Below are 9,904 nucleotides of genomic sequence, written 5' to 3' on the forward strand. Positions count from 1 at the left end.
TCCAGCAGACCCACGCCGGGTACTTCATGGCGGCCAATAAGCGCGTGGCCATCGGGCAGCGGATGAAATCCGTCCCCATGGGCTACTTCAACGACAACAGCCTGGGAGAGCTCACCGGGGTTTGCACCACTGTACTGGACAATGTGGAGACTGTGGCCCCCATGGTGTTGGTGACCATGCTGGGCGGGATGCTCAACGCTCTGGTCTTTACGGTGATGATCCTGATTTTTGACTGGCGGATCGGTCTCATTGTGGTGGCGGCCACCGTGGTTTATCTGTTCATCACCTCTGCCATGGAGCAAAAATCCGCCTCGCTCGCCCCGCACCGCCAGAAATCCGAGGCCAAGCTGGTGGAGGCGGTACTGGAGTATGTGCAGGGCATGAGCGTGGTGAAGTCCTTCAACCTCACCGGACGGGGTGACCGCACCTTGCAGGAAGCACTGGAATACAACTGCCGTAGCAACCTGAACATCGAAAAGATGTTCACCCCTTATATCATGGCGCAGGGGATAGCGCTCCAGCTGGGAAGCGTGGCCATGATGCTCTCGGCGGTATGGTTCTATCTCTCCGGGACGATGATTCTGGCCAATGCTCTGATGGTGGTCATCATGTCCTTCCTGGTCTTTGCTCAGATCTCCTCGGCGGGTAGCGGTATGTCCCTGCTGCGTATCGTCAGCAGCTGCATGGCCCATGCTGATGAGACGGATGCCATGCCTCAGCTGGCAGAGACCGGTCAGGCCGGCACGCCCAGGGATCACGGCATTACCTTCGACCATGTTTCGTTCTCTTATGACCAGCGGCCTATCCTGCGGGATGTATCCTTCGCCATCCCGGACAGAACCACCACCGCCATCGTGGGCCCCAGCGGCTCCGGGAAAACCACGCTGTGCAATCTCATCGCCCGGTTCTGGGATGTGGAGAGCGGCGCCGTCCTGGTGGGCGGTCAGAATGTGAAAGACTATACCCTGGAGGGCCTGATGGATCAGATCTCCATGGTATTCCAGAAGGTCTATCTCTTTGCCGACACGGTGGAAAACAACATCAAGTTTGGATGCCCCAATGCCACCCACGAGGAAGTGGTGGCCGCGGCGAAGAAAGCCTGTTGCCACGACTTCATTCTCACCCTGCCCCAAGGTTATGACACCGTCATCGGCGAAGGTGGATCCAGTCTTTCCGGCGGCGAGAAGCAGCGAATCTCCATCGCACGGGCTATCCTGAAGGATGCTCCCATCGTGATTCTGGATGAAGCCACCGCCAATGTAGACCCGGAGAATGAGGACCGACTGCAAAAGGCCATCGAAGCCCTGACCCGGGACAAGACCATTCTGATGATCGCTCACCGGCTGAAGACGGTCCGCAACGCCGACCAGATCCTGGTGCTGGACGGCGGACAGATCGTTCAGCGGGGCACCCACAGCCAGCTCATGGCCCAGGAGGGCTTGTATCAAGCGTTCGTATCCGGCCGTAAAGAGTCCGGCCAGTGGAAGCTCTGAGAGAAGGAACGCCTAAACCGTTATAAATGAGGAGTGCTGTCACCGGATATATCCCCGGTGGCAGCACTCGCTTTCTTTTTACAATGCTAATCAGTCGTCCTCCAACAGTTTGGAGGGCTGAATCTTCAATACTTGGGCGATTTTGAACAGGGTCTCCAAGGATACACCCCGAATTGTTCCTGTTCCTTCTACCTGGCCGACAAAATTAACACTTTTTCCGATCCGTTCAGCAAGAACCTCCTGCGTCAATCCCGCCTTTTTTCTGTAATAGGCGATTTTTAAACCCAGAGTGATATATCGTTCCGGAAACTCTGTCTGCATCACTTCACCTCCCGACATTATGCTACCAACAGAATAGGTAAAATATAATTGAAACCAATTAGAGGATTATTTACTTCAAGTAAATGTTTATATATAATAAGAGGTGAAACATTTACTTGAGGGAGCTGTTGGTCAGAAAATGCCAACGAGAACGACATGGATCTATTTACCGTCAGTTTTTTTGGACATCGGACCGTTCCGGAATTTTGGAAAGCGGAAGAGCGTGTGGAGTCGCTGATCCACACATTGCTTTTGGAAAAGGAATATGTGGAGTTTCTGGTTGGCCGTAACGGAGACTTTGACCAGATTGTTTCTTCTGCCGTCAAGCGCCAACAGCGCCGTGTGCGGGATGACAATAGCGCCCTGATTTTGGTGCTTCCGTATCCGACGGCAGAGCTGCGGGACAATTTGGAGAACTTTGAAGCATATTATGATGAAATTGAACTGTGCAGCGCCGCCGCTGGCAGCCATCCGAAGGGTGCCATTCAGATTCGCAACCGGCAGATGGTGGATCGAAGCGACCTTGTGGTATTCTGTGTGGATCATTCCAGCGGCGGAGCATATCAAACTCTGCGTTACGCCCAGAGAAAGAAAAAAGAAATCCTGAATCTCGCACACTTTGAAGGTTGCGGGTGAGAGTTTGCGTAACACTCTACACAGCTGATAGGAAAATTAACTGTCCCTAACAGAAAATGACTTGACTGGTTAGTGATAGCTAACTATAATCAAGCATAGAGTATCATACCTTTTGAAAGGCGACTATGGAAAAATGTAAAATTGATAAGGGCTCTGTACCGGAGATTCTTATACAGTGTTCGGTTGCACCTGTTAGCCACTGGCAAAGCTGACCGACAGATCGATGTGCCTCCGAATCATCCGGATCGACTTTGCAGAAAATCACTGCGGCAAGATTGGAGGAGAATATGCCAATTGAACTATGGCAAGGGCTACTGATTCCCTTTGCCGGGACGACGCTGGGGGCGGCCTGCGTCTTTTTTATGCGGAACAATTTGGGTGAGATGGTACAGCGTGCGCTCACCGGCTTTGCGGCAGGGGTAATGGTGGCGGCTTCCATCTGGAGTCTGCTGCTGCCCGCAATGGAGCAGGCTGCGGACATGGGGCGGTGGTCCTTTGTCCCCGCCGTTGTGGGTTTCTGGCTGGGAATCTTTTTCTTGCTGGGGCTGGATCGGCTGATCCCGCATCTGCACCGCGGCAGCGCGGAGGCCGAGGGCATCAAAAGCAGTCTTGGAAAAACAACCATGCTGACCTTGGCTGTGGCGCTGCACAATATTCCGGAAGGAATGGCGGTCGGGGCGGTCTATGCCGGGTGGCTCTACGGAGACAGCGGTATCACGCTGGCGGGGGCGCTGGCTCTTTCTCTGGGAATTGCCATTCAGAACTTCCCGGAGGGCGCGATCATTTCCATGCCCCTGAAAGCGGAGGGGGTCTCCAAATCCCGCTCCTTCCTGTATGGGACGCTGTCCGGCGCAGTGGAGCCCATAGGTGCGATTCTGACCATCCTTCTGGCGGGGATTTTGGTTCCGGTACTGCCTTACGCCCTGAGCTTTGCCGCCGGAGCGATGGTCTATGTGGTAGTGGAAGAATTGATCTCGGAGATGTCAGTGGGAAAGCACTCCAATATAGGGACTATTCTGTTTGCAGTCGGTTTTACCCTCATGATGACGCTGGATGTGGCGCTGGGTGCTTGAGTGAGTGAAGGTGAAAAAATGGGACAAGAAGAGCGGATTCAAAACGCCTACCGGGGATTGGGAGGCAAACGGACATTTTATGATGGCATGATCACCTGTTCCACCCTGTCAGGCCGGGCGGTATGCCGCCTGGTATGGGGAATGGGCCGGGCGGAAACCCAGGACTACCTTTCCGCCGCCCTTGCCGGAATACCGGAGGGGTTTTCCGGAAGACTGCTGGAAGTCCCCGTGGGTACCGGTATCCTGACCATGCCCCTCTACCGGGAAATGCCGGAGGCGGAGATCACCTGCCTGGATTACTCGCCGGAGATGCTGGAGCGGGCAAAATTCTGGGGCGAGGGACTTGCCCATGTGCGCTTTCAGCAGGGGGATGTTGGGGCGCTGCCTTTTGGGGATGGCAGTTTCGACATCGTGCTCTCGCTCAACGGGTTTCATGCGTTTCCGGATAAGGAGGCCGCCTGGCGGGAGATCTTTCGTGTACTGCGGCCCGGCGGGATCTTCTGCGGCTGCTTCTATGTGACGGGGCAAAACCGCCGCACCGACTGGATAATCCGCAGGCTGTATGTGCCAAAGGGCTATTTCACCCCGCCCTTTGAGACGGCGGAGAGCCTGCGGCATCGTCTGGAGGAAATATTCGGGCCTGCAAAGGTTCGCACCGTCCAGAGCATAGCCTCTTTTGCCTGCCAGAAGGTAAAGGAGGAATACTCGTAAATGAATTGCACACAAATTCTGAATGACAGGGAGGAAAATCGAATGCAGCAAAAGCGTAATCAACAAGCAGAAATCCGTCTCGGCAGCCACGGCGAAGACTATGGAAGCTGGATGTCCAATCCCGTGTTCTACATTATCGGTGGCATCACAGCTCTGGCCGTGGTTTTAGCCGCACTCTCCTTTTCGGTGTTCCATATCACGGTTCTTGGCGTTCTGTTCTCTGTTGTTGCAGCGGCGCTGGTGACCCTGCTGGTCTGGATCACATGGATCAGGCACCAGTATGCCTTTGGCGGCGGCGGGATCATGGAACAGGTTCACCGGGTCGTTCTCTCTCATCTGGACTATGACGGTCAGGGCAGTCTCCTGGAAGTCGGCTGCGGCTCCGGGGCGCTGTCGATCCGTGCGGCCCTGACCTGGCCGGAGACAAAGGTCACTGGCATGGACTACTGGGGAGCTGTTTACAATTATAGCAAGGCTCTCTGTGAGAAAAACGCCGCAAGTGAAGGTGTGGCCTCCCGGTGTGTGTTCCAGCATGGCGACGCCAATCATCTGGATTTCCCCGATGAGAGTTTTGATGCGGTCATCAGCAACTATGTCTACCACAATGTCATGGGAGCCGATATGCACAAGCTGCTGCTGGAGAGCCTACGGGTGCTGAAAAAAGGCGGCGTCTTCGCGCTGAACGATGATATGAAACCCAGGCTGTACGGCGATATGGATGCCTTTGCCCAAAAACTGCTGGAGATGGGCTATCAGGATGTCCGGCTCATTGATACCGCGGAAGAAGCCTTCGGTTCACGCCGCCGGGCTGCCATGATGATGCTGGGCTCTTCCCGGCTGCTTGTGGGTAGAAAGTAATTTGTCCAAACAGGAGGGTTGACCATGTCCAAGTTGGGCGTTGTAGAGGACACGCTGTTTGTCCCCATGCTGGGCAGGATCTATGCCAGCGAGTACTGCCCGCAGATCCTGTACGATCCCAAGGCGCTGGAACTGAAAAAGAAACTGCCTTCCAGCCTGCCGGAGCAGGACGGACAGAGCCAGTATACTCTGCTGGCCTCCGCCGTCCGGTCCGCCAATATGGACCGGTACATCCGGACCTTTCTGGAGCACAGGCCGGACGGTGTGGTCGTTCAACTCGGCTGCGGTCTGGAGACGGCCTATTATCGCTGCGACAATGGAAGGTCGCACTGGTATGCCGTGGATCTGCCCCATGTGGTGGAATACCGTCGGGAGCTGCTGCCTGAGCCGGAGCGGGAGACCTATCTTGCCGGAGACGCCTTTGCTGAGGACTGGATCAGACATATCCGCACGGATGCGCCGGATGCTCCCATTCTGGTCACCGCCGGCGGCCTGTTCCACTATTTTGAGGAAAGCAAGGTTGTGGGCCTCCTGCGGATGCTCACGGGGTTTGGAGAGATTGAAATCGTCTTTGATACCGTGAGCAAAAGCGGCATGGCCATGATGCGAAAGAAATACATGAAGCAGGTGGGCCACGGGGATGCTCAGATGTTTTTCTATGTGGATTCCGCATCGGTGCTGGCCGGAAAAATCGACAGTGGGGTCAGGGTGCTGGCTGAGGAGCCTTATTACCGCCATATCCCCCGAACCGGATTGAAGCTGTCCACCAAGGTCAGCATGGCAGTTTCGGACAGATTCTGTATGGTGAAGATGGTGCATCTCTGTCACGGCAATAAATCTATTGACTAAACGGGATAAAGCTGTCCAATCGGAGCGGAAAGAACGGCGATGTACCGCTATACTCAGTAAGGAGGGGCGCGCTAAGCGCCTTTTCTCAGAAATAACGGTTAGCATAATCTAACTATGTTGAAGGAGAGCGGTACATCATGAACACGCAGAAAAAAGGGATGACGGGAAAGGACATCATTACGGTGGGAATTTTCTCCGCCATCTACTTTGTCATCAACTTTGCTTTTATGCTTCTCAGCGGTCTGCATCCCCTGCTTTGGATCTTGATGCCTGGCCTGATCGCCGTATTTGCGGGTATCCCATTCCTGATGATGTGTACTAAGGTGCCAAAGACCGGCGCAGTGGTCCTGATGGGCTTTATTACGGCCTTGATCTACTTTGTTACTGGGCAATTCACGGTCGTGATTCTCATTGCTTTTGCGGTGAGCTGCATCCTGGCGGAGCTTTGCCGGATCTGTAGCCATTACCGGTCTTTCCACGGTAATGCTCTGGCCTATGTGTTCTTCTCGCTGGGGATGATCGGCTCCCCGCTGCCTGTCTGGATCATGCGGGACAGTTTCCTGGCGCAGATCAGCCAGCAGGGAATGCCGGAAGCCTATGTCTCTACCTTGGCAGCATTGACCTCCCCGGGTATGATCGTGGTTCTGGTGGGGGCTCCTATCGTGGGAGCGATGCTGGGTATCCTGCTGGCCAAGGGAATGTTCCGCAAGCATTTTGAGAAGGCGGGGATTCTGTAACATGGAGGAGGCACGGCGCTGTTTGGTGTTCGACCCCAGGGTGGGTCTTGCTCTGCTGGTCTTTGCCAATCTGGCAGCTTTTAGTGAGCAACCTTTTTGGATGGAAATGATATGGATTGGTTTTCTCCTATTCCTGATGCTACTCCATCATTGCTTTGCTATGGCGGGGAAAAGCCTCTTGATTTTCGGGGGAATCCTGTGCCTACAATACTGGATTCTGCCGGCCGCGCCGGGATGGGCTGCTACCAGTTTTTCCATTTTTGCCAACTATGCCCGCCGGATGATGCCCTGCCGGATGATCGGCTTTCTGATGCTTCGCCGGACGCCTATGCCCTATCTGGTGGCTGGAATGCGCAAGATCCATTTCCCTCAGCGGCTGATCGTAGCCGTCTCGGTGACGCTGCGGTACTTTCCCGCCATTCGGGAAGAGACAGGCTATATCCGGGATGCGATGCGATTGCGGGGCATCCGGGGATTGGCAAAGCTGGAGGGGATCATGGTTCCCCTAATGGTCTCCGCTACCGGCACTGCGGAGGAGCTGTCCGCAGCGGCAGTGACCCGGGGAATCGAGGACCCGGCGCCTAAGACCAGTCTGGTGGAACTGCGGTTCTCGCCGGTGGACGGCGCCGCGTTCCTTGTGGGTGTGGGGCTTACCGTTGCCCTTCTGGCAGTCAAATTGGGGGTGTTTCCATGGTAGAGCTGCAAGATGTGTCCTTTTCCTATACAAAAGAAGTGGGCACCCTCACCCACGTGGATCTGACCATCCGGTCGGGAGAATGTGTACTGCTCTGCGGCGCTTCCGGCTGCGGAAAGACCACAATCACTAAGCTGGTTAACGGCTTGATTCCGGCATTTACGGAGGACTGCATACTGACCGGGCAAGTCCTGCTCCACGGCGCACCGGTGCGGGAACAGCCTCTTTACCAACTGGCCCGGCAGGTGGGGTCTGTTTTCCAGAACCCCAAAAGTCAGTTTTTCAACATGGATTCCGACAGTGAGCTCGCCTTTGGCCTGGAAAATCGGGGCATGACCCGGGGTGAGATCCTTCGCCGACTGGATGATACCACCGACCGCCTGCACCTGAAGCGGCTGAGGGGCCGGAACATCTTCGCCATGTCGGGCGGAGAAAAGCAGCTGCTGGCCTTTGCCTCGGTCTATGCCATGGGGCCGGAGCTCTACATTTTGGATGAGCCTACGGCCAATTTGGATCGGGATACCATCGAAAGACTCCATGATCAAATCGCATACCTGAAAAGTCGGGGACACACCATTCTCATTGCGGAGCATCGGTTGTACTTTCTGGCGGATCTCATAGATCGGGCTGTCTATCTGCGGGACGGGATCGTGGAGCGGATCTGGAGCGGAACAGAATTCCGGCGGCTGACTGAGACAGAACGGATCGCTCTGGGCCTTCGCACACTCACGCCTACTCAGGTGACTCTGCCGCCCTCCCGCGCTGCGGGGGAACAGGATGGACTGTCTGTGGAGGGACTGTGCTGCCGGTACAAGCGGGAGCCGCCGATATTTCAAAACCTTTCCTTCTCCGCCCGCCCGGGAGAGGTGCTGGCCGTCACGGGTGACAATGGCGTGGGAAAAAGCACCCTTTCCCGCTGCTTGTGTGGCCTGATGCGGGAGAGTGCCGGAACGATCCGCCTCAACGGCCGCATCCTTGGTGCGAAGCAGCGGCAGCGGATTGCCTACTGCGTCATGCAGGATGTGAACCATCAGCTCTTTTCTGACAGCGTATGGGGAGAGTGCCGGCTGGCTATGGAAGGACTCTCTGACCAGCGCATTCAGGAGGTGCTGGATCGGCTCAATTTGCTTGCGTTCCGGGAAAAGCACCCTATGGCCCTCTCCGGCGGTCAGAAGCAGCGTTTGGCGGTGGCTACCGCCATGCTGTCCCAAAAGCCGCTGCTGGTATTCGACGAGCCCACCAGTGGTCTGGACTATGCAAGAATGCAGGAAGTGGCTCGCTGCGCACGGGAACTGGCGGACGAGGGCCGGGTGGTTCTGGTGGTGACACATGACCGCGAATTTCTCCAGTGCGCCTGTGATCGAGTCCTGGAACTTTGAGAAAGGAGCTGAGCCGCAGTGGAATTTTTACAGGACAGCCAACCGGATCTGTGCCTCTTGGCCAAGAGCGGTGGGTGTAGCGTTTATCAGCTGCGAAATGAGAGCGGCGATGGAACCATGACCGTCTACGAGGTGTTCCCCGGCGCGACCATCCTGTATAACGATTTCCACATGGCCTATTGCGACTCCTCTTTTGAAACCCGGCAGGATCTCCTCTGCATCGACTATTGCCGGGAGGGCCGGATGGAATACGCTGTGGGCAACGATGCGTTCTCCTATGTGGAGGCAGGTGACCTGAAAGTGGATCGCCGCCTGAAGCACAAAGGATACTTTTCTCTCCCGTTGTCCCACTATCATGGCATCTCCATGTGCTTTGACCTGTCCATGATACCCATGGAGCTGGCTCGTCTGGCGGGAGACTATCCTTTGGATCTGGCCGCCATCCAGCAGAAATTCTGCCCGGATGCCCGGCCGCGGGTCATTCACGGAGCACCCTCGGTGGATCACATTTTTCAGGAGTTGTGTACCGTACCGGAGCGGATCAAAATGCCCTACTTTCGGGTAAAGATTCTGGAGTTGTTGCTGTATCTCGATGCCCTGGAATTGGGAAGCGGAACGGAAAAACCATATTTTTACCGTTCCCAGGTGGAAACGGTAAAGGCCATCCGCTCCTATCTGGTGGAGCATCTGGATCAGCATATCACATTGGAGGCCCTGTCCAGACAGTACCAGATCCCTTTGACCACCCTGAAGGCCTGCTTCAAAAGTGTATATGGCAGTCCGGTGAACACCTATATGCGGGCACTGCGGATGGATCGGGCGGCTCTGCTGCTTCGGAAAGAACCGGAGACCAGCGTTACAGAGATCGCCGGAGCGGTGGGCTATGACAGCTCCAGCAAATTTGCCGCGGCTTTTCGGGCGGTGAAGGGACAAACTCCGCTGGAATACCGGCGAGGCGGCGGGAATCCCGTTCTCTCTTTTCCTGACGAAACGGAGTGACGCTGGCTGTGCGGAGCGGCAAGCACGGGTAAGAACCGATATCAAAACCACCCGTTGAACGGGTGGTTTGAACAGGCCCTATAAGGGCCTATCTCCTGTGGTCGCTCCCTAAAGGGAGCCCTGAAAAGTCTGGCAACCACACTTTTACCACGGG

The 9,904-nt window shown here is 55.7% G+C and carries 11 protein-coding genes; 10 read left to right on the forward strand and 1 reads right to left on the reverse strand.

The annotated features are described in order from the left end of the window. A partial coding sequence (locus H6B10_RS09670; protein ID WP_204651415.1) for an ABC transporter ATP-binding protein occupies window positions 1-1,493 on the forward strand: 1,493 nt, incomplete at its 5' end. Window positions 1,494-1,583: 90 nt separating this feature from the next. On the opposite strand, the gene H6B10_RS09675 is transcribed toward H6B10_RS09670, so the two are convergent. Next, window positions 1,584-1,814: a helix-turn-helix domain-containing protein gene (locus H6B10_RS09675; RefSeq protein WP_040411886.1), complete on the reverse strand. Its 231-nt coding sequence runs from the start codon at window positions 1,812-1,814 to the stop codon at window positions 1,584-1,586. A 156-nt stretch (window positions 1,815-1,970) separates the two neighbouring features. Between H6B10_RS09675 and H6B10_RS09680 the strand changes: the two genes are divergently transcribed. From H6B10_RS09680 to H6B10_RS09720, 9 genes are all read left to right on the forward strand, one after another. Beyond that, window positions 1,971-2,450, forward strand: coding sequence for a hypothetical protein (locus tag H6B10_RS09680; protein WP_087330326.1), 480 nt, complete (start codon window positions 1,971-1,973; stop codon window positions 2,448-2,450). A gap of 287 nt (window positions 2,451-2,737) precedes the next feature. Continuing rightward, window positions 2,738-3,523, forward strand: coding sequence for a ZIP family metal transporter (locus H6B10_RS09685; protein ID WP_204651416.1), 786 nt, complete (start codon window positions 2,738-2,740; stop codon window positions 3,521-3,523). Window positions 3,524-3,541: 18 nt separating this feature from the next. Next, complete coding sequence (locus H6B10_RS09690) at window positions 3,542-4,234, forward strand: class I SAM-dependent methyltransferase (protein ID WP_204651417.1); 693 nt, start codon at window positions 3,542-3,544, stop codon at window positions 4,232-4,234. Window positions 4,235-4,276: 42 nt separating this feature from the next. Then, window positions 4,277-5,092: a class I SAM-dependent methyltransferase gene (locus H6B10_RS09695; protein ID WP_204651418.1), complete on the forward strand. Its 816-nt coding sequence runs from the start codon at window positions 4,277-4,279 to the stop codon at window positions 5,090-5,092. A 24-nt stretch (window positions 5,093-5,116) separates the two neighbouring features. Next, a complete protein-coding gene (locus tag H6B10_RS09700; protein ID WP_204651419.1) occupies window positions 5,117-5,941 on the forward strand; it encodes a class I SAM-dependent methyltransferase in 825 nt (274 codons plus the stop codon). 137 nt (window positions 5,942-6,078) lie between these two features. Continuing rightward, window positions 6,079-6,678, forward strand: coding sequence for an MptD family putative ECF transporter S component (locus H6B10_RS09705; protein ID WP_204651420.1), 600 nt, complete (start codon window positions 6,079-6,081; stop codon window positions 6,676-6,678). Window position 6,679: 1 nt separating this feature from the next. Continuing rightward, window positions 6,680-7,375, forward strand: a complete 696-nt coding sequence (locus H6B10_RS09710; RefSeq protein WP_204651421.1) for an energy-coupling factor transporter transmembrane component T — start codon at window positions 6,680-6,682, stop codon at window positions 7,373-7,375. Continuing rightward, complete coding sequence (locus H6B10_RS09715) at window positions 7,369-8,751, forward strand: ABC transporter ATP-binding protein (protein WP_204651422.1); 1,383 nt, start codon at window positions 7,369-7,371, stop codon at window positions 8,749-8,751. Before H6B10_RS09710 ends, H6B10_RS09715 begins: the two co-directional genes overlap by 7 nt. A gap of 18 nt (window positions 8,752-8,769) precedes the next feature. Next, a complete protein-coding gene (locus tag H6B10_RS09720) occupies window positions 8,770-9,750 on the forward strand; it encodes a helix-turn-helix domain-containing protein (protein ID WP_204651423.1) in 981 nt (326 codons plus the stop codon). Window positions 9,751-9,904 lie beyond the last annotated feature (154 nt).

The sequence above is a fragment of the Gemmiger formicilis genome (assembly GCF_016901605.1).
In the GTDB taxonomy this organism is placed as follows: Bacteria; Bacillota; Clostridia; order Oscillospirales; family Ruminococcaceae; genus Gemmiger; species Gemmiger formicilis_B.

Bases quoted from the DNA above. Each gene is read 5' to 3' on its own strand.
- H6B10_RS09685 (WP_204651416.1), top strand. From the start codon at position 2,738: ATGCCAATTGAACTATGGCAAGGGCTACTGATTCCCTTTGCCGGGACG.
- H6B10_RS09675 (WP_040411886.1), bottom strand. From the start codon at position 1,814: ATGCAGACAGAGTTTCCGGAACGATATATCACTCTGGGTTTAAAAATC.
- H6B10_RS09705 (WP_204651420.1), top strand. From the start codon at position 6,079: ATGAACACGCAGAAAAAAGGGATGACGGGAAAGGACATCATTACGGTG.
- H6B10_RS09690 (WP_204651417.1), top strand. From the start codon at position 3,542: ATGGGACAAGAAGAGCGGATTCAAAACGCCTACCGGGGATTGGGAGGC.
- H6B10_RS09700 (WP_204651419.1), top strand. From the start codon at position 5,117: ATGTCCAAGTTGGGCGTTGTAGAGGACACGCTGTTTGTCCCCATGCTG.
- H6B10_RS09695 (WP_204651418.1), top strand. From the start codon at position 4,277: ATGCAGCAAAAGCGTAATCAACAAGCAGAAATCCGTCTCGGCAGCCAC.
- H6B10_RS09680 (WP_087330326.1), top strand. From the start codon at position 1,971: ATGGATCTATTTACCGTCAGTTTTTTTGGACATCGGACCGTTCCGGAA.
- H6B10_RS09710 (WP_204651421.1), top strand. From the start codon at position 6,680: ATGGAGGAGGCACGGCGCTGTTTGGTGTTCGACCCCAGGGTGGGTCTT.
- H6B10_RS09715 (WP_204651422.1), top strand. From the start codon at position 7,369: ATGGTAGAGCTGCAAGATGTGTCCTTTTCCTATACAAAAGAAGTGGGC.